Here is an 18537-nt window from a genome sequence, read left to right as displayed (position 1 = left end):
AGCAGAGCGGAGTCGGACGATGCGCACACTGAAGGTAGCGCTCCTCGGTTGCGGAGTAGTAGGCACCGAAGTGGCCCGCATCATGACGACGCACGCCGCCGACCTGGAGGCGCGCACCGGCGCCAAGCTGGAGCTGGCCGGGGTGGCCGTGCGCCGCGCGGGCCGCACCCGCCCGGGCATCCCCGACCACCTGCTCACCACCGACGCGGCCGAGCTGGTGAAACGCGACGACATCGACGTCGTGATCGAGGTCATCGGCGGCATCGAGCCGGCCCGCGGGCTGATCCTGACCGCCTTCGAGAACGGCGCCTCGGTCGTCAGCGCCAACAAGGCCCTGCTGGCGGCCGACGGCGCGGCCCTGCACGCCGCCGCCAGCCGGGCCGGGGTGGACCTCTACTACGAGGCGGCCGTGGCCGCCGCGATCCCGCTGGTCCGCCCGCTGCGCGAGTCCCTGGCCGGGGACAAGGTCAACCGGGTGCTCGGGATCGTCAACGGCACCACCAACTTCATCCTCGACAAGATGGACTCCACCGGCGCCGGCTATTCCGAGGCGCTGGAGGAGGCCACCGCCCTCGGCTACGCCGAGGCCGACCCGACCGCCGACGTCGAGGGCTTCGACGCCGCCGCCAAGGCCGCCATCCTCGCCGGGATCGGCTTCCACACCCGGGTGACCGCCGCCGACGTCTTCCGCGAGGGCATCACCGAGGTCACCGCCGCCGACATCGCCAGCGCCAAGGCCATGGGCTGCGTGGTCAAGCTGCTCGCCATCTGCGAGCGCTCGGCCGACGGCGCCTCGGTGACCGCCCGGGTCCACCCGGCGATGATCCCGCTGACCCACCCGCTGGCCTCGGTCCGCGGCGCCTACAATGCGGTCTTCGTCGAGGCCGACGCGGCCGGGCAGCTGATGTTCTACGGCCCCGGCGCGGGCGGCGCGCCCACCGCCAGCGCCGTGCTCGGCGACCTGGTCGCGGTCTGCCGCAACAAGCTGGCCGGTTCCACGGGCCCGGGCGAGTCGGCGTACGCTCGACTCACCGTAAGCCCCATGGACGATGTAGTGACCCGCTACCACGTCAGCCTGGATGTCGCCGACAAGGCGGGCGTCCTGGCCCAGGTCGCCACCGTCTTCGCCGAGCACGGCGTGTCCATCGACACCGTCCGGCAGACGGGACGGGAGGGCGACGCCTCACTCGTCGTAGTCACTCACCGCGCCACTGACGCCGCGCTGTCCGCTACGGTCGCCGCACTGCGCAGCCTGGACAATGTCCGCGGCGTGGCCAGCATCATGCGTGTCGAAGGGGAATGACCCAATGAGCACCATCACCAGCCAGTCCCCCGGTAGCGGGCAGGACGCCGCCCGGAGCGCCCGCACCCACCAGTGGCGCGGCCTGATCGAGGAGTACCGGGACCGGCTCCCGGTCAACCCGGCCACCCCCGTCGTCACCCTGCTGGAGGGCGGAACGCCGCTGGTCCCGGCCCAGCTGCTCTCCGAGCGCACCGGCTGCGAGGTGTACCTGAAGGTCGAGGGCGCCAACCCGACCGGCTCCTTCAAGGACCGGGGCATGACGATGGCCATCTCCCGGGCCAAGGAGGAGGGCGCGCAGGCGGTCATCTGCGCCTCCACCGGCAACACTTCGGCCTCCGCCGCCGCCTACGCGGTCCGGGCCGGGATGGTCTGCGCGGTGCTGGTGCCGCAGGGCAAGATCGCTCTGGGCAAGATGGGCCAGGCGTTGATCCACGGCGCGCGGATCCTCCAGGTCGACGGCAACTTCGACGACTGCCTGACGCTGGCCCGGGACCTCTCCGACAAGTACCCGGTCGCCCTGGTGAACTCGGTCAACCCGGTCCGGATCGAGGGCCAGAAGACGGCCGCCTTCGAGATCGTCGACATGCTCGGCGACGCGCCCGACATCCACGTCCTGCCGGTCGGCAACGCGGGCAACATCACCGCCTACTGGAAGGGCTACCGCGAGTATGCCCACCCGTCGCCCGCCACCGCCCTCGACGGAGGGGCTTCGCCCCGCATCCTTCCGGGCCCGGCCAGTCGGACCCCGCGGATGTGGGGGTTCCAGGCGTCCGGCTCGGCCCCGATCGTGGACGGCGCGCCGGTGCTGCAGCCGCAGACCATCGCCACCGCGATCCGCATCGGCAACCCGGCCTCCTGGGACTTCGCGCTGGCCGCGCGGGACGAGTCCGGTGGGCTTATCGATAAGGTGACAGACCGTCAAATCCTCTCGGCCTACCGGCTGCTGGCCGCGTCCGAGGGGGTGTTCGTGGAGCCGGCCTCGGCCGCGAGCGTGGCCGGGCTGCTGCACGCCGCCGAGCGCGGGCTGGTCGACCCCGGCCAGCGCATCGTCTGCACGGTGACCGGCAACGGGCTCAAGGACCCGGACTGGGCCGTCGCCGGCGCCCCCCGGCCGACGGTCGTCCCGGTGGACGCCGCCGCCGCCGCCGAACAGCTCGACCTGGCGTAACCGCCGCGGCGGCCGCAGTGGCCGCAGCCGACAGCCGCGCAGCCGCCCGCGCACCCCGCAGCAGGGGTGCGCGGGTGGCCCGCTCACCCGTACGGGCGACGGTCGCGGCCGGGCGGGGGCGGGGCGGACGCCGACCCGTCCCGGTCGGCCGCCGCAGGCAGTACGGTCTCAGCAGCCGCACCGGAACCAGCCCCACCAGCCCCACCAGCAGCAACAGCGGCACCACCGGCCGCACCAGCACCACCGGAACCATCAGCCACACCGGCACCACCCGTCACAGCAACACCCGCACCCGCACCACCAGCCACGCCCGCCACACCCGTACCGCCCGCCACCCCGCACCCACGTCAGGAGCGCCAGCGACATGCCCGGCCCCGCCTTCCGCGCCGCCGCCACCCGCGTGCGCACGCCCGCGACCAGCGCCAACCTGGGCCCCGGCTACGACTCCTTCGGGCTGGCGCTGGGCCTGTACGACGACGTCGTGGTCCGGGTGGCCGAGTCCGGCCTGCACGTCGACATCGCCGGTGAGGGCGCCGACAGCCTGGCCCGGGACGAGCGGCACCTGGTGGTCCGCGCCATGCGCACCACCTTCGACCGGCTCGGCGGCCAGCCCCGGGGCCTGGAGGTGGTCTGCGCCAACCGGATTCCGCACGGCCGGGGCCTCGGCTCCTCCTCGGCCGCCATCTGCGCCGGGATCGTCGCCGCCCGGGCGGTCACCGTCGGCGGCGCCGAGCAGCTGGACGACGCGGCGGTCCTGGCCCTGGCGTCCGAGATCGAGGGCCACCCGGACAATGTGGCCGCCTGCCTGCTGGGCGGTTTCACCATCGCCTGGACCGACGGCGACCACGACGCGCACGCGGTGGCGCTCACCCCGTCGGCGCTGGTCGTCCCGGTCGTCTTCGTGCCCTCGACGCCGGTGCTGACCGAGGTCGCCCGGGGCCTGCTGCCCGCGACCGTGCCGCATGCGGACGCCGCGGCCAACGTCGGCCGGGCCGCGCTGTTCGTCGAGGCCCTGACCCGCAGGCCGGAGCTGCTGTTTCCGGCCACCGAGGACCGGCTGCACCAGGACTACCGCTCCCCGGCCATGCCGCAGAGCGCCGCGCTGGTCGCCGAGTTGCGCGCGCAGGGCGTGGCTGCGGTGATCTCCGGCGCCGGGCCGACCGTGCTGGCCCTCGCCGACGCCGCCACCGCCGACAAGGTGACGGCCCTCGCCGGGCCCGACTGGGCCGCCCACCAGCTGGAACTCGACCACGACGGCGTCGCCGTGCTGCCGCTCGCCACCTGAACGGCCCACCGCCCGGCGACGCCCCCCGCCGCCGGGCCCGGTCGGGTCCGGCCGGGCCGCCCCCAGCCACCCCGGCGCGGGGTTGTGCGAAGTGTGAGCCGCAGGACACGATTGACCGACACAGTGCGGGGGAATGTTTGTTGGGTCCAGTAGTGTTAATCTCATGTCTGCACCAGGTGCCCTGCGGGGCCCGGTGCGCCGCGTCCCGATCCTGGCCTGCTCCGCTTCCGTGGGGTGACCGCTCCGGGACAGCAATTCTCCGGGAGCCCGCCACAGCGCGTACGCAGCCTGCCTGCGCAAGTGTGACCGCATCCCGAAGCCGTGTCGGTGCCTCAGTCCCGCATGTGACGCACAGCCCGTGCCGAGACTGCAGTCCGGGGAAGGGAAACCAGACACGCGACGGGGGCCCGGAACGCGGTGTGCATGAGTACCAAGGCACCGCAAGGGGACACCGCACTTTCGTATGACCGCCATCCGGCGGACCACCGCCCCGCACCTGCGAAAACGAGCGCAGATGCGGACAGCACAACCGGTCGCCGAGCCAGACAGGCCGACGTCCGCTCCAGGGAAGGACCCTTCGTGAGCGACACCACCGATCTGATGGGCGCGCGCCCGGACGCTGATGCGTCGGACGCAGACACGGCCTCCGCGCCGAAGCGCCGTCGGACCACGGGCACCGGGCTCAACGCCATGGTGCTCGCTGAGCTGCAGCAGCTCGCAACCGGCCTCGGCATCAGCGGCACTGGCCGGATGCGCAAGGGCGACCTGATCGACGCCATCAAGGCCAAGAGCGGCGGCGACCCGCTGCTCGCTGCGTCCGAGACGCCTGCCAAGCGGGCCCCCCGCGCGGCCAAGGCCGCCGCGGCCGCCCCCCAGGCGTCCGCCGAGCCCGCCGCAGCCGAGGCCGAGCAGGCCCCCGCGCAGGCCGCTCCGGCGCGCCGCACCGCCCGGGCGCGCGCCGTCGAGCAGCAGCAGATCGACATCCCGGTGCAGGTCGCGGGCGACGCCCCGGTGGCGGAGCGCGCTCCGCGCCGCAGCCGCCGGGCCACCGCGCCGGCCACCTCGCTGACCGCCGCGCCGGAAGCCGCGCAGCAGTCCGCCCCCGCCGCAGCGCCCGCCGAGGCCGCCGCCGCACCGGCCGCGGTCGCCACCGAGGTGCGCGAGCGCCCGGCGTCCGAGGGCCGTACGGACGGCGCCGAGGGCCGTGAGGGCCGCCGTGAGCGCCGCGACCGCCGCGGCGACCGCGGCCAGGTCCAGGACGGCGGCGCCGGTTCGGCCGCCGCGCCCGCCGCCGACGCCGAGGGCGGCGACAGCCGCCGCGACCGCGCCGCCGGCAACGAGCGGGGCGAGCGCGGCGAGCGCCGCAACCGCCGTGACCGCGACCGCGGCAACCAGTCCCAGGACGGCCAGGGCAACCAGGGCCGCCAGCAGGGCCAGGGCAACCAGGGCCAGCAGCAGGGGCAGCAGGGCCAGGGCGGCTACCAGGACGACGACGAGTTCGGCGGCCGCCGCCGCGGGCGCTACCGCGACCGCAACCGCCGCAACCGCCGGGACGGCTTCGACGCCCCGACCGAGCAGCAGGTCAACGACGACGACGTGCTGATCCCGGTGGCCGGCATCCTGGACATCCTGGACAACTACGCCTTCGTCCGGACGTCCGGCTACCTGTCCGGCCCGAACGACGTGTACGTGTCGCTGGCCCAGGTCCGCAAGAACGGCCTGCGCAAGGGCGACGCCATCACCGGCGCGGTCCGCCAGCCCAAGGACGGCGAGCGCCGCGAGAAGTTCAACGCGCTGGTCCGGCTGGACTCGGTGAACGGCAGCGAGCCGGACTCCGGCCGCAACCGTCCGGAGTTCAACAAGCTCACCCCGCTGTACCCGCAGGAGCGGCTGCGCCTGGAGACCGACCCGGGGGTCATCACCACCCGGATCATCGACCTGGTGACGCCCATCGGCAAGGGCCAGCGCGGTCTGATCGTCGCCCAGCCGAAGACCGGCAAGACGATGATCATGCAGGCGATCGCCAACGCGATCACCCACAACAACCCCGAGTGCCACCTGATGGTCGTCCTGGTCGACGAGCGTCCGGAAGAGGTCACCGACATGCAGCGCTCGGTCAAGGGCGAGGTCATCTCCTCGACCTTCGACCGGCCCGCCGAGGACCACACCACCGTCGCCGAGCTGGCCATCGAGCGGGCCAAGCGGCTGGTGGAGCTGGGCCACGACGTGGTCGTGCTGCTGGACTCCATCACCCGTCTGGGCCGTGCCTACAACCTGGCGGCCCCGACCTCCGGGCGCATCCTGTCCGGCGGTGTCGACTCGACCGCGCTCTACCCGCCGAAGAAGTTCTTCGGCGCGGCGCGCAACATCGAGAACGGCGGCTCGCTGACCATCATCGCCACCGCGCTGGTCGACACCGGCTCGCGGATGGACGACGTGATCTTCGAGGAGTTCAAGGGCACCGGCAACATGGAGCTCAAGCTCGACCGCAAGCTGGCCGACAAGCGCATCTTCCCGGCGGTGGACGTGGACGCGTCCAGCACCCGCAAGGAGGAGATCCTGTTGGGCTCGGACGAGCTGTCCATCGTCTGGAAGCTGCGCCGGGTGCTGCACGCGCTCGACTCGCAGCAGGCGATCGAGCTGCTGGTGGACAAGATGAAGAAGACCTCCAGCAATGCCGAGTTCCTGATGCAGATTGCGAAGACGACGCCCGGCCAGGGCGACTGACCCCGCTCGCAGCACCGCCGCAGCCCCGGACCCAGCGGTCCGGGGCTGCGGCGTTCTCGCCTGCGGACCGGGTGAGGCTCGCGTACGCTCATTCAAGATCGGACATATCAGTACAAAATCAGTCAGGAGTCACGACCGCAGACCCGCGAGGATGGGCGGCCAGCAGCACGGGCAGGACGAGCAGGCCGACGCGCCGACAGCGAAGGACGGTCCACGCCGCGATGAACGAGCAGCCCAGGGACGACCAGCCGAGCGACGACCAGCCACGCGACGACCGTCCACGCGACGGGCAGCCGGGGCAGCCGCAGCCGTCGGCGCAGCCCGGCAGCGCCCCGCCGCAGCGCGCGCCGCGCACCCGCCGCCCGCTGACCGGCCGCCGCATCGTACGCATCCTCGCCTGGACCACGCTGGGGGTGGTGCTGGTCTGCGCGGCGCTCGGCGGCTACCTCTTCTGGCGGCTCAACCACAACATCAGGACCGTGAACATCTCCGCCGCCCTCGGCAGCGACCGTCCGGCCGCCTCCACCAAGGGCGCGATGAACATCCTGGTGCTGGGCTCCGACTCGCGTTCCGGGGCCAACGGCCGGCTCGCGGGCGGCGCCACCGACGGCACGGCCCGCTCGGACACCGCCATCATCGTCCACGTCAACCAGTCGCACAGCCGCGCCGACGTGGTCAGCATCCCCCGCGACACCCTGGTCACCCGGCCCTCCTGCACCAGCACCGGGGCCACCGACCGGGGCGCCGTGCTGCCCGCCGCCAGCGGGGTCATGTTCAACACCGCGTACGAGGTCGGCGGCCCTGCCTGCGCGGTGAAGACCGTGGAGTCCATGACCGACCTGCGGATGGACCACTTCGTCGAGGTGGACTTCGCGGGCTTCGCCAAGCTGATCGACTCGCTGGGCGGGGTGACGGTCACCACCACCGTCCCCATCGACGACGACCTGAGCGGCCTGCACCTGGCCGCCGGCACGCACCACCTCGACGGCACGGACGCGCTGGCCTTCGTCCGCACCCGGCACGGCGTCGGCGACGGCAGCGACCTGGGACGGATCGAGCTGCAGCAGCAGATGATCAGATCGATCATGACCCAGGCCGAGAGCCTGGACCTGCTCGGCGACCCCGGCAAGCTCTACGACATCGCCGACACCGCCACCAGCTCGCTCACCACCGACAGCGACCTGGGCTCGATCACCTCGCTGATCTCCTTCGCCGAGGCCCTCAAGGGCATCTCCGCCGCCGACGTCACCTCGGTGACCATGCCCACCATGACCGCCCCCAGCGACCCCAACCGGCTGGTGCCGCTCAACCCGCTGGTGACCGAGCTGTGGACGGCCCTGGCGCACGACCAGGCGGTCCCGGCGTCCGTGCTGAACGTCCAGATCACCAACCCGGCCGACAGCACCACCCCGACCCCCACGCCCTCGGCGAGGCCGTCCTCCACCGCGCCGCCGACGCCCTCGGCGGCCGCCTCCGGGGCCGGGCCGGTGGCCGGGGCCGGGCAGGAATAGCCGACCGGCCCGCGCGGTTTTGGGGTATGCGGCCAGTCCTGGCAGACTGGTACGTCGGTCCCGGTTCACGAACGGCAACCCGCCGTCCGACCCGGAGCCCTCCCGAACCTAGGAGCACCCCTTGAGGCCCGAGATCCACCCGACCTACGTGGTCACCCACGTCACCTGCACGTGCGGCAACGAGTTCACCACCCGCAGCACCGAGCCCTCCGGCGTGATCCGCGCCGAGGTCTGCTCCAACTGCCACCCCTTCTACACCGGCAAGCAGAAGATCATGGACACCGGTGGCCGCGTCGCGCGCTTCGAGGCCCGCTTCGGCAAGAAGCACGCCGCCAAGCAGGGCTAGCGCACAGACGGCGCCGGCCGGACGCGTCCCCACTGCACTGCTTCCGTTCAGTCCAGTAGGGTCCGCCCGGTCGGCGTCGTTCGCATTGCCCAGACGCACCGGACGCCCCGCGGCCGGTCACGCCCGCCAGGTCACGCACCCACGCACGTCGGAAGAAGGCACAGCCCCATGTTCGAGGCAGTCGAGGAGCTCCTCAGCGAGCATGCGGTCCTGGAGGAGCGGCTCGCCGACCCGGCCGTCCACGCCGACCAGGGCGAGGCCCGCCGGCTCTCCAAGCGGTACGCCGAGCTGACCCCGATCACCGCCGCCTACCGGGCCTGGCGCCAGACCGGCGAGGACATCGAGACCGCCCGCGAGCTGGCCGCCGACGACCCGGACTTCTACGCCGAGATCAAGCAGCTGGAGCTGCGCCGGGGCGAGCTGACCGAGGACCTGCGGCTGCTGCTGGTCCCGCGCGACCTCAACGACGACAAGGACGTCCTGCTGGAGGTCAAGGCGGGCGAGGGCGGCGAGGAGTCGGCGCTGTTCGCCGGAGACCTGCTGCGGATGTACCTGCGCTACGCCGAGAAGGTCGGCTGGAAGACCGAGATCATCGACGCCAACGAGTCCGACCTCGGCGGCTACAAGGACGTCCAGGTCTCGGTGAAGGCCCGCGGCGGCGTGGTCGAGCCCGGGCAGGGCGTGTGGGCGCGGCTGAAGTACGAGGGCGGCGTGCACCGGGTGCAGCGGGTTCCGGCGACCGAGTCGCAGGGCCGGATCCACACCTCCGCCGCCGGCGTGCTGGTCACCCCGGAGGCCGAGGACGTCGAGGTCGAGGTGAACGCCAACGACCTGCGGATCGACGTCTACCGTTCCTCCGGCCCGGGCGGACAGTCGGTCAACACCACCGACTCGGCGGTCCGGATCACCCACGTGCCGACCGGCATCGTCGCCTCCTGCCAGAACGAGAAGAGCCAGCTCCAGAACAAGGAGCAGGCCATGCGCATCCTGCGCTCGCGGCTGCTGGCCGCCGCCCAGGAGGCCGCCGACCAGGAGGCCAGCGACGCCCGCCGGAGCCAGGTCCGCACCGTGGACCGCTCCGAGCGGATCCGCACCTACAACTTCCCGGAGAACCGGATCTCGGACCACCGGACCGGCTTCAAGGCGTACAACCTGGACCAGGTCCTCGGCGGCGAGCTGGACCCGATCATCCAGTCCGCCGTCGACGCCGACGCCGCGGCCCGGCTCGAAGCGGCCGCCCAGAACGGCTGAAGCCCCGACCACCCGACGCACACCCGGATCCGAGGAGGTACGCAGTGAACCTGCTGCTCGCCGAGGTGGCCCAGGCCACCCAGCGGTTGGCTGCCGCAGGCGTGCCTTCGCCGCGGTTCGACGCCGAGGAACTGGCCGCGTACGTGCACGAGGTCAAGCGGGGCGAGCTGCACACCGTCGCCGACGCCGACTTCGACGCCCGCTACTGGGAGGTCATCTCCCGCCGCGAGGCCCGCGAGCCGCTGCAGCACATCACCGGCCGGGCCTTCTTCCGCTACCTGGAGCTGCAGGTCGGCCCCGGGGTGTTCGTGCCCCGGCCGGAGACCGAGTCGGTGGTGGGCTGGGCCATAGACGCGCTGCGCTCCATGGACGTCGCCGAACCGCTGGTGGTGGACCTGTGCACCGGCTCCGGGGCGATCGCGCTGGCGCTGGCGCAGGAGGTCCCGCGCAGCAGGGTGCATGCCGTGGAGCTGTCCGACCAGGCGTACGCCTGGGCCCGGCGCAACGTCGACGCCAGCCCGGACGCCTCCCGGATCAGCCTGGTCCAGGGCGACGCCACCAAGGCCTTCGCCGACCAGCCGGAGCTGGTCGGCCGTTTCGACCTGGTCATCAGCAATCCGCCGTACATCCCGCTGACCGAGTGGGAGTATGTGGCCCCCGAGGCCCGGGACCACGACCCGGAGCTGGCGCTGTTCTCCGGCGAGGACGGCCTGGACACCATCCGCGGCATCGAGAAGGTCGCCGCCCGGCTGCTGCGCCCGGGCGGGGTGGTGGTCGTCGAGCACGCCGACACCCAGGGCGGGCTGGTGCCGTGGATCTTCCGCGAGGAGGCCGGCTGGACGGACGCCGCCGACCACCGGGACCTGAACAACCGTCCGCGCTTCGCCACGGCCCGCCGAGCGGCGCCGTGAACCGCCGCACCACGACTTACCGCACCACGCACGACCGCACGACGAACGACAGCAACACGCACGACCGCACGACCGCCGACCGCACCGAGACCTGCACCGCCGTGTCCGCCCAGGGAAGGGGCCAGCACCGATGAGCCGCCGCTATGACTGTGCCGATCCGAGCGACCGAGTCTCAGGACTGCGCGAGGCCGCCTCGGCGATCCGCCGGGGCGAGCTGGTCGTGATGCCCACCGACACCGTCTACGGGCTCGGCGCGGACGCCTTCAAGCCGGACGCCGTGGCCGACCTGCTGGCCGCCAAGGGCCGGGGCCGCAACATGCCCACGCCCGTCCTGGTCGGCTCCCCGACCACCCTGCACGGCCTGGTCAGCGACTTCAGCGAGTCCGCCTGGGAGCTGGTGGACGCGTTCTGGCCCGGCGGCCTGACCATCGTCACCCGGCACCAGCCGTCGCTGCGCTGGGACCTCGGCGACGCCCGCGGCACGGTCGCCATCCGGATGCCGCTGCACCCGGTCGCCATCGAGCTGCTGAACACCACCGGCCCGCTCGCGGTCTCCAGCGCCAACCTGACCGGCGGCCAGTCCCCGGCCGACTGCGACGAGGCCCAGCAGCAGCTCGGCGACCGCGTCTCCATCTATCTGGACGGCGGCCGCACCGAGCACGCCGTGCCCTCCTCCATCGTCGACGTCACCAGCAAGGTCCCGGTCCTGCTGCGCGCGGGTGCGGTGACCGCCGCACAGCTGCGCGAGGTGGTACCCGACCTGGTGGAGGCCGGCAGGTGACCGACCCCAGTCGGACCGGCCGCAGCGGCGCGCACGCCATCGGGCCCCAACGGGGGCCCGGGGCGGGTTCTGTCGTTCCCCTGGGCGGTTCGCTGTCGGTCGGACGCCATGCCCGCCCCGCGCCGCGGCCGTACTACGGCGGCGGGGAGCCGAGGCACGGCGCCTTCACCATCCTCTACGTGTGCACCGGCAACGTCTGCCGGTCGCCGATCGCCGAGCGGCTCACCCGGCACGAGCTGGACCACCGGCTCGGCACCAGCGCCGGCGACATCCTGGTGGAGAGCGCCGGGACCTGGGGCCACGAGGGCGCGCCGATGGAGTCCAACGCCGCCGAGATCCTCGGCGAGTACGGCGCCGACCCGCGCGGCTTCATCGGCCGGGAGCTGCTGGACGAGCACGTCATCGGCGCCGACCTGGTGCTGACCGCCACCCTGGACCACCGCGCCCAGGTGATCTCCATGGGCCACGCCGCCGGGCTGCGCACCTTCACCCTCAAGGAGTTCACCCGGCTGGTGCGGGCCATAGACCCGGCCACCCTGCCGGACGCCTCCGACCGCCCGGGCGACGTCGCCGAGCGCGCCCGGGCCCTGGTCCGCGCCGCCGCCGCACTGCGCGGCTGGCTGCTGGCCGCCACCCCGGAGGCGGACGAGGTGGACGATCCCTACGGCGCGCCACTGGGCATGTTCCGCAACTGCGGCGAGGAGATCTTCGACGCGCTCGACCCCATCGTCACCGCACTGACCGGTGTCGCCCGGGTGAGCGTCTAGACCGCGCAGGACCGTTTCTCCCGACCTAGAGTTGCCTCATCCGGACGTTGCGTCGCGCCCCGCCCGGGCCCCCGCAGGGAATGAGGCGATGGCAGTGGTCACCAGGTCTACGGACCGCCCGGCTTCCTCGCTCGCCGAGCGCGACCCCGCGCTCGCCGCGCTGCTCGACGCCGAGGACGAACGGCGCCGCACCCAGATCCACCTCCTCGCCGGGGAGAACCTCTCCTCGCCCGACGTCCGCTCCGTCCTCGGCGGCTCCCTGGCCGACAAGTACGCCGAGGGCTACCCCGGCCGCCGCCACCACACCGGCTGCGAGCAGGCCGACGCGGTCGAGCAGCTGGCCGTGGAGCGGGCCAGGTCGCTGTTCGGCGCCGAGCACGCCAATGTGCAGCCGCACAGCGGCACGGCCGCCGTGCTCGCCGCCTACGCCGCGCTGCTGCGCCCCGGGGACGCGGTGCTGGCCATGTCGCTGGCGCACGGCGGGCACCTGACCCACGGCTCCCGGGCCAACTTCTCCGGGCGCTGGTTCGACTTCGGCAACTACGGGGTCCGCCGCGAGGACGGCCTGATCGACCTGGACCAGGTGCGCGACCTGGCCCGCGCGGCCCGGCCCAAGGCGATCCTGGCCGGGGCCATCTCCTACCCGCGGGGCATCGACTGGCCTGCCTTCCGGGAGATCGCCGACGAGGTCGGGGCCTACCTGGTGGCGGACGTCTCGCAGACCCTGGGCCTGGTCGCGGCCGGGGTGCTGCCCTCGCCGGTGCCGTACGCGGACGTGGTGGTCGGGGCGACGCACAAGGTGCTCGGCGGCCCGCGCGGCGGCCTGCTGCTGTGCCGGGCGGGCCTGGCCGAGCGGCTGGACCGGGCGGTGTTCCCGTTCACCCAGGGCGGCCCGGCGATGAACGTGGTGGCGGCCAAGGCGCTGGCGCTGGGGGCGGCGGCCGGACCGGAATTCACGGCATACGCACAGCACTGCGTGGCCAACGCCCAGGTTCTGGCCGGGGCGCTGGCCCGGCTGGGGCTGCGGCCACTGACCGGAGGCACCGACACCCACCTGGTCACCGCCGACGCCCGGGGCCTGGGGCTGACCGGCAGGCAGGTCGAACAGCGCTGCGAGGCGGCCGGGCTGCTGGTCGGCCGCTGCGCGGTGCCCTTCGAGGACGTCCCCCGGCGGCCGCCTCCGGGGTCCGGCTGGGCACCGCCTGCGTCACCACCCAGGGCATGGGACCTGCGCAGATGGAGCAGCTCGCGGAGCTGGTGGGCCGTGCGCTGCGGGCCGGCGGCACGGGCGGGCCGGGCCGGGACGGGCAGGGCGGCGGGGGAGCGGTGGCGGCCGAGGTGCGGACGCTGCTCGAACGCTTTCCGGCCTGAACGGGGAAGGAGCCCCGGGGCGGTGGGCGCGGCGCTGCCGAGAAAGCATCGCTGTCGACAAAACCGCAATGGTGGTTATCCGCGTCCCTGTAACTAAGGTGGTCCGTCGTGAGGCACCTTCAGGCACATCCCGACCCCCAGTCACTGACGCTATGCTCTGCCGGAGTCACGGGGGTGCCGACCGCGGTTGAGGAGGGCGCTGGTGCGTGAGTTCCTGTTGACGCTGTGCGTCACGGCTGCGGTCACCTATCTGCTGACCGGGCCCGCCAGGAAGTTCGCCATCCTCGCCGGGGCGATGCCGGAGATCCGCGCGCGGGACGTCCACCGCGAGCCCACGCCGCGGCTGGGCGGCATCGCCATGTTCGGCGGGCTGTGCGCCGGCCTGCTGGTGGCCTCCAGGCTGACCACCCTCAGCAGCGTCTTCCACAACAACACCGACGTGACGGCGCTGCTGGCGGGCGCCGGGATCATGTGGGTGATCGGCGTCCTGGACGACAAGTGGGGCGTGGACGCGCTGGTGAAGCTGGGCGGGCAGATGGTCGCCGCGGGCGTCATGGTCTACCAGGGCGTGACCGTGTTCTGGCTGCCGGTGCCCGGTTTCGGCCCGGTGCTGATGCCGCAGTGGTGGGGCACGCTGCTGGCGGTGCTGCTGGTGGTGCTCAGCGTCAACGCGGTCAACTTCATCGACGGCCTGGACGGCCTGGCGGCCGGGATGGTCTGCATCGCGGCGATGGCGTTCTTCGTCTACGCCTACCGCCTCTCCTACGGCTACGGCCTGACCGACGCCACCCCGGCGACGCTGTTCAGCGTGATCCTGGTGGGCATGTGCGTGGGCTTCCTGCCGCACAACCTGCACCCGGCCCGGATCTTCATGGGCGACTCCGGCTCGATGCTGATCGGCCTGGTGCTGTCGGTGTCGATGATCTCGCTCACCGGCGGGGTGGACCCGGGCGCGCTGGCGGCCAACTACAACAACTCGCAGACGGTGGCCACCCACGCGATGGTGCCGGTCTACATCCCGCTGCTGCTGCCGCTGACCGCCATCGCCATCCCGCTGGCGGACCTGCTGATCGCGGTGGTCCGCCGGACCTGGCAGGGGAAGTCCCCGTTCGCGGCCGACCGCCAGCACCTGCACCACCGGCTGCTGCAGATCGGGCACTCGCACAGCCGGGCCGTCATGATCATGTACTTCTGGGGTGCGCTGATCGCGTTCGCCACGGTCGCCTTCTCGGTCAGCCGGACCGAGCTGTACGCGGTCCGGGTCGGCATGGCGCTGTGCGTGCTCGGCATCCTCTTCCTGCTGATGCCCCGGTTCAAGCCGCACGCCCCCCGGATAGCGGAGCGCTTCCTGCCGCCGCGCTACCGCCGTACGGCGGCGGCCGACCCGGAAGCGCTGAACGAGCCGCTCGACCCGGCCGAGCTGGACGCGGCCACGCTCTCCCGTGAGGACGAGGAGATGCTGCGGAGGATCGGGACCGGGGCACACGCCACCGGCCGTCATTCGGGCGTATCCGGGCGAAACGTGCGTTAATCCCTGCGGGTGGGGCTCGTGTGGCAAGAAGCACACCCGAAGAGTAAAGACCTGACCAAATAGCTTGTGATACCGTTCACGACATCAGGAGAAGAGCCGAAGGACCTTATGGGAGAAGGTCGTTCGGTCGCGGTCCGCCTCGCGGGCCTGTGACGCCGTGCTCAGTCTCCGCCTTCACCGGATCATCCTTCTTTCCACCCATCGCGCCGGAGTTGACGACGATGCTGTCCAACGACGCCCGGATTCTCCGGGGAGCCGCTGCCGCGGCCGTCCCTGTGGGAGTCGTCGCCGTTATCGTCAGTGCGCTCGTCGCCGGCGAGAAGGGCCTGATCGGCGGTCTGGTGGCGGTGGCCGTGGTCGCCGTCTTCTTCGGCCTCGGGTTCGCGGTGCTGATGCGCCTGACCCGGGACCGGCCGCAACTGGTGATGACCGCCGGGCTGCTGGTCTACACGGTGCAGATCCTCCTGGTGGGCGTCTTCATCATCGTCTTCCGCAACACCACGCTGTTCAACGGCAGGGCCTTCGCGCTCTCGCTGCTGGCCACTGCCCTGGCCTGGGTGGGTGGGCAGGTGGTCTACACCATGCGCACCAAGATGCTCTACGTCGACCCGCAGCCCTCCGTCCCTGCGAAGGAACGCAAGGAGACGCCTCCGGGGAAGACGGGGTCCCGTGATGGGACGTAAGGGCGGACTAAAGACGCTTCATCCCGATCTGCTATCGTCCGGAATCACATCCGGCCGAGACGGGCACAGCCCCCTCGGTCGGCGACGTGCCCGGATCGAGCGCTGGAGCCACAGCACAGATCACGGGGGTGCCCGGTCCTCGGCCGCGGAGCGCAGTGCTCACGGACGGGTCGACTGCGGCGGCGCCGCCACCCCAACGTCCCCAGTGCCGACCAGCGGCCCCACCAGCCGCGCCGACACCCAAGGTTGCTGTTCCTATGCGTCACGACGAAGGAGTCACGGGTGAGTGCCCACAAGTTGCTCGCTGAGAGCGGGTGCCACATCAATGCGAACTGTGGCTTCCCCGCGCCGGGCCTCAACTCATTCAACTTCAAGCCGATCTTCTCGGTCGGGAGCTTCGACTTCACCAAGCCGATGCTGCTTGCGATCATCTGCCTGGTGGTCGTCGTCGGCTTCTTCTGGGTCGCCTTCAGCAAGCCGAAGCTCGTCCCCGGGAAGATCCAGCTGGTCGGTGAGATCGGGTACAACTTCATCGCTCGGGGCATCGCCCGCGACGTGATCGGCAAGAAGGGCGACAAGTTCGTCCCCTTCCTGACCTCGATCTTCTTCTTCGTGTGGCTCATGAACATCATGTCCATCATCCCGCTGGCGCAGTTCCCGGTGGCCTCGCGGTACGCGTACCCGGTCGCCCTCGCGCTGCTGGTCTGGCTGACGTACATGTACCTGACGTTCAAGACCCACGGCTTCAAGGGCGGCGTCAAGAACCTGGTCTGGCTCGACGGCCTGCCCAGCTACATGGTTCCGCTGATCGTCTTCCTCGAGTTCCTGCAGAACGTGATCCTGCGTCCGTTCACCCTCTCGGTGCGGCTCTGGGCCAACATGTTCGCCGGACACATGCTGATCGTCATGTTCAGCGTCGCCAGCTGGTACCTGCTGACCCCCTCGATCATGTCGGCCTTCGCCGCCGGCTCCTTCGTGATGGCCGTCGGCATGACCGCCTTCGAGGTGCTGATCCAGTTCCTGCAGGCGTACATCTTCACGCTGCTCGCCTCGATCTACATCAGCGGAGCACTCGAAGAGGGTCACTGACCCCGCCCGTCCCCACCAGATTTCCGCTTGGGAAGCCCCCCAACGGACCGCATCACATAGGAAGACAGGAAAAATGTCTGCCGAGCTTCTCGCTGCCTCCACCAGCAACATCAGCATCCAGGGCAACCTCGGCGCCATCGCCTACGGTCTTGCCGCGATCGGCCCCGGCGTCGGCATCGGCGTGGTCTTCGGCCACTCCATCGAGGCCATGGCCCGTCAGCCCGAGGCCATGCCGGTGATCCGCACCAACATGTTCCTGGGCTTCGCGCTCTGTGAGGTTCTGGCCCTCCTCGGCCTGGTCGCGCCGTTCATCTTCCCGGCGAAGTAACCAGACCAGCCAGTAGCCACACTCGACGAAAGGTTCAGACATGATGAACATCCTGGCGGAGGGGGCGAGCCAGAACCCGCTCATTCCCGACACGTCGGAACTGATCATCGGCCTGCTCTGCTTCTTGATCGTCTTTGGCGTCCTCGGAAAGAAGCTCCTGCCCAACATCCAGAAGACCCTGGAGGAGCGGCACGACGCGATCGAGGGTGGCCTGGAACGGGCGGCAACGGCTCAGGCCGAGGCCAACCGCACGCTTGAGGAGTACAAGGCCCAGCTCGCCGAGGCCCGCCACGAGGCGGCCCGGATCACCGAGCACGCCCGCGAGCAGGGTTCGGCGATCATCGCCGAGATGCGCGAGGAGGGGCAGCGCCAGCGCGAGTCCATCATCGTCGCGGGCCACGCGCAGATCGAGGCGGACCGTCGGCAGGTGACGACCGCGCTCCGGCAGGACGTCGGCCGCATCGCCACCGACCTGGCCGGCCGGGTCGTCGGCGAGTCCCTCGAGGACTCCGCGCGCCAGAGCCGGATCATCGACCGCTTCCTCGACGAGCTCGAGGCGAAGGCAGCCGAGTCGCAGGGCGCCGCCAAGTGAGCAGCGCCACGCGTCAGTCGAACGCCGCAGCCCGTGAGCGCCTGGAGGCGCTGACCGACAACGCGTCGGTCGACGTCACCGCCCTCGCGGCGGACCTGCTCGCCGTCACCGGCGTGCTGGACCATGAGGTCACGCTTCGCCGGATCCTCACCGACCCGGCGACCGAGGGCCAGCGCAAGGCCGACCTGATCGGTTCGCTGTTCGGCGGCAAGATCGGGGCGGACGCCCAGGACCTGCTGTCCGGCATGGTCCGCTCCCGCTGGTCCGCCCCGCGCGACCTGGTCGACGGGATCGAGCAGCTGGCCGCCTACGCCGAGATCATCGGCGCGGACCGGGCCGGTGCGCTGGACGAGGTCGAGGACGAGCTGTTCCGGTTCGGGCGGGTCGTCGCCGGCAGCAACGAGCTCCGCTCGGCGCTGACCGACACCGCCGCGGGCAACGCCGCCAAGGCCGAGCTGGTGCAGCGGCTGCTCGGCGGCAAGGCCAAGCCGGCCACCACCCAGCTGGTCGCCTCGCTGGTGACCCAGCCCCGGGGACGTAGCCTGGAAGGCGGCCTGGAGGACTTCTCCCGGCTCGCCGCCGCTCGCCGCGGTCGCGTGGTCGCCCTGGTGACCGTCGCGGTTCCGCTGTCGGACGCGCAGAAGGACCGCCTCGCCGCGGCCCTGGCGCGGCTGGCCGGGCGTCCGGTCCACCTGAACATCGACGTGGACCCCGCGGTCCTCGGCGGCGTCCGGGTCCAGATCGGCGACGAGATCATCGAGGGGACGATCGCCAACCGCATGGACGGCGCCCGTCAGGGCCTCGTGAGCTAGGCAGCAGTAAAGCGGTACAGCAGTACAGCGGGCTAAGCCCCATGCAGCATCCGACCCTCGGTCGGTAAATACGGTCAGTCC

Annotated in this window: 16 protein-coding genes and 1 pseudogene; all 17 read left to right on the top strand. The window is 71.8% G+C overall.

Annotated features, from left to right (window positions below; all coding sequences use genetic code 11):
- Positions 1-19: 19 nt before the first annotated feature.
- The 17 genes and pseudogenes from GXW83_RS29155 to GXW83_RS29075 all read left to right on the top strand — a co-directional run bounded on the left by GXW83_RS29155 (position 20) and on the right by GXW83_RS29075 (position 18456).
- Positions 20-1303: a homoserine dehydrogenase gene (locus GXW83_RS29155; RefSeq protein WP_182446031.1), complete on the top strand. Its 1284-nt coding sequence runs from the start codon at positions 20-22 to the stop codon at positions 1301-1303.
- 4 nt (positions 1304-1307) lie between these two features.
- On the top strand, positions 1308-2471 hold the full coding sequence (gene thrC, locus GXW83_RS29150) for a threonine synthase (protein ID WP_182446030.1): 1164 nt from the start codon (positions 1308-1310) through the stop codon (positions 2469-2471).
- 364 nt (positions 2472-2835) lie between these two features.
- A complete protein-coding gene (gene thrB / locus GXW83_RS29145; protein WP_182446029.1) occupies positions 2836-3756 on the top strand; it encodes a homoserine kinase in 921 nt (306 codons plus the stop codon).
- Between the two features lie 579 nt (positions 3757-4335).
- Positions 4336-6483, top strand: a complete 2148-nt coding sequence (gene rho / locus GXW83_RS29140; RefSeq protein ID WP_182446028.1) for a transcription termination factor Rho — start codon at positions 4336-4338, stop codon at positions 6481-6483.
- 221 nt (positions 6484-6704) lie between these two features.
- Complete coding sequence (locus tag GXW83_RS29135) at positions 6705-7994, top strand: LCP family protein (RefSeq protein ID WP_182446027.1); 1290 nt, start codon at positions 6705-6707, stop codon at positions 7992-7994.
- Between the two features lie 121 nt (positions 7995-8115).
- Positions 8116-8340: a 50S ribosomal protein L31 gene (gene rpmE / locus GXW83_RS29130; RefSeq protein ID WP_182446026.1), complete on the top strand. Its 225-nt coding sequence runs from the start codon at positions 8116-8118 to the stop codon at positions 8338-8340.
- Positions 8341-8508: 168 nt separating this feature from the next.
- Positions 8509-9591, top strand: a complete 1083-nt coding sequence (prfA, locus tag GXW83_RS29125; RefSeq protein WP_182446025.1) for a peptide chain release factor 1 — start codon at positions 8509-8511, stop codon at positions 9589-9591.
- Between the two features lie 44 nt (positions 9592-9635).
- Positions 9636-10502 (top strand): peptide chain release factor N(5)-glutamine methyltransferase, encoded by an 867-nt coding sequence (gene prmC, locus GXW83_RS29120; RefSeq protein ID WP_182446024.1) that lies wholly within the window; start codon positions 9636-9638, stop codon positions 10500-10502.
- Between the two features lie 130 nt (positions 10503-10632).
- Positions 10633-11283, top strand: coding sequence for an L-threonylcarbamoyladenylate synthase (locus tag GXW83_RS29115; RefSeq protein WP_182446023.1), 651 nt, complete (start codon positions 10633-10635; stop codon positions 11281-11283).
- 170 nt (positions 11284-11453) lie between these two features.
- The gene (locus GXW83_RS29110; RefSeq protein ID WP_225447572.1) at positions 11454-12050 is read left to right on the top strand and encodes a protein-tyrosine-phosphatase; all 597 of its coding nucleotides are present in this window, start codon (positions 11454-11456) and stop codon (positions 12048-12050) included.
- Between the two features lie 88 nt (positions 12051-12138).
- A pseudogene (gene glyA / locus GXW83_RS29105) lies at positions 12139-13421 on the top strand (serine hydroxymethyltransferase).
- 202 nt (positions 13422-13623) lie between these two features.
- Positions 13624-14952: an MraY family glycosyltransferase gene (locus GXW83_RS29100; RefSeq protein WP_182446022.1), complete on the top strand. Its 1329-nt coding sequence runs from the start codon at positions 13624-13626 to the stop codon at positions 14950-14952.
- Positions 14953-15173: 221 nt separating this feature from the next.
- The gene (locus GXW83_RS29095) at positions 15174-15635 is read left to right on the top strand and encodes a hypothetical protein (protein WP_182446021.1); all 462 of its coding nucleotides are present in this window, start codon (positions 15174-15176) and stop codon (positions 15633-15635) included.
- A 282-nt stretch (positions 15636-15917) separates the two neighbouring features.
- Positions 15918-16724: a F0F1 ATP synthase subunit A gene (gene atpB, locus GXW83_RS29090; RefSeq protein WP_182446020.1), complete on the top strand. Its 807-nt coding sequence runs from the start codon at positions 15918-15920 to the stop codon at positions 16722-16724.
- Positions 16725-16797: 73 nt separating this feature from the next.
- Positions 16798-17052 carry an ATP synthase F0 subunit C gene (gene atpE / locus GXW83_RS29085; protein ID WP_182446019.1) on the top strand — a complete coding sequence of 85 codons (255 nt, stop codon included), beginning with the start codon at positions 16798-16800 and terminating at the stop codon, positions 17050-17052.
- Between the two features lie 43 nt (positions 17053-17095).
- Complete coding sequence (locus GXW83_RS29080; protein WP_182447628.1) at positions 17096-17644, top strand: F0F1 ATP synthase subunit B; 549 nt, start codon at positions 17096-17098, stop codon at positions 17642-17644.
- A complete protein-coding gene (locus GXW83_RS29075) occupies positions 17641-18456 on the top strand; it encodes a F0F1 ATP synthase subunit delta (protein WP_182446018.1) in 816 nt (271 codons plus the stop codon). Before GXW83_RS29080 ends, GXW83_RS29075 begins: the two co-directional genes overlap by 4 nt.
- Positions 18457-18537 lie beyond the last annotated feature (81 nt).

Source organism: Streptacidiphilus sp. PB12-B1b (assembly GCF_014084125.1).
Classification (GTDB): Bacteria; Actinomycetota; Actinomycetes; order Streptomycetales; family Streptomycetaceae; genus Streptacidiphilus.
Note: the sequence above shows the minus strand (reverse complement) of the source record. Positions and strands in the feature narration are given on the sequence as shown.